Annotated in this window: 1 pseudogene; it reads right to left on the minus strand. The window is 76.0% G+C overall.

Going from position 1 to position 1,019, the window contains the following annotated elements:
- Positions 1-920: pseudogene (locus tag CFP71_RS42445) on the minus strand (hypothetical protein); the annotation flags it as partial.
- Positions 921-1,019: the final 99 nt, after the last annotated feature.

A 1,019-nucleotide genomic window follows, 5' to 3' on the forward strand; every position in this document is an offset into this window, starting at 1 on the left:
ACGTCCTCGCGCGACGGCACCGGGTCTTCCCGAGGCGGCGGCGCGAGCGGGACGGCGGGTTCGGCGTACTCGACCGGAGGCGGTTCCCGGCGAGCGCGGGCGGTTTCGGCGCGTTCCTCCGCGACGGGCTCGGGATGCACGGGATCCGCGGCGTCCGCGCGACGGCGACCTCGGCCTCCTCCGGTGCTCGAAATCCCGAGCCGGTCCAGCACCGACTTCGCCGCCACGGAACCGTGTTCGGCGTCGTGCCTGGTCGTGCGAGAAGCGGGCGCGGCGGACCGCCGGACACGCTCCTCGGCCGCCCATTCGTCGCTCTCCCACAACGGGGCGGCGGTCCCCGGCGGACGGGGCGGCTCGGGCTCCGCGGTCATCCGGGGCCGGGGTTCGGCCGCCGGTTCGGGAGCCAGAAGCAGTTCCGGGGCAATAGGTTCCGGGACATAGGGTTCTGGGGCGGGGGTGTCCAGGCGTGCGACCGCGGGGTCCTGGGGCACGACCTCGTGGGCGGCGGGGGTTTCGCGGGCCGCGGGCTCCTCCCGACGACGACGTCCCGAGGTCTCCGGCTGGAAACGCGGTGCCGCCTCGGGGCGCGGGGCCGCCTCTCGGTGCGGGGCCGCCTCTGAGCGCGAGGCCGTCTCGCGGCGCGGTGCAGTGTCGGAGCGCGGGGGCGTCTCTCGGTGCGAGACCGGCTCGGGGCGCGGGGCGGGTTCCGGTTTCGGCGGCATCAGCTTCGGTGCGGCGGGTTCGGCCTTGGGCTCGAACCTGATCGCCGGTTTGGGTTGCCGGGGTTTCTTCGGCACCCGGCGACGCCAGTCACTGTCGGACGCCGCTGCCTCCTGAACCGGCTCAGGACGGGACGGCGGCTTGAGCACCGGCGCTTCGACCTTCTTTTCCGCGGCAGGCTTTTCCGCGACCGGTGGCACGGGTGGCTCCGCCGGTCGCGGAGGCGCCGCGGGACGCGGAGGCTCGGCCCGCGCGGGTTCCGGCTGCTCTGCCTGCCGCACGGGCCGCGGCGGCGCGCG

Origin of the sequence: Amycolatopsis thailandensis, from assembly GCF_002234405.1 — a bacterium.
In the GTDB taxonomy this organism is placed as follows: domain Bacteria; phylum Actinomycetota; class Actinomycetes; order Mycobacteriales; family Pseudonocardiaceae; genus Amycolatopsis; species Amycolatopsis thailandensis.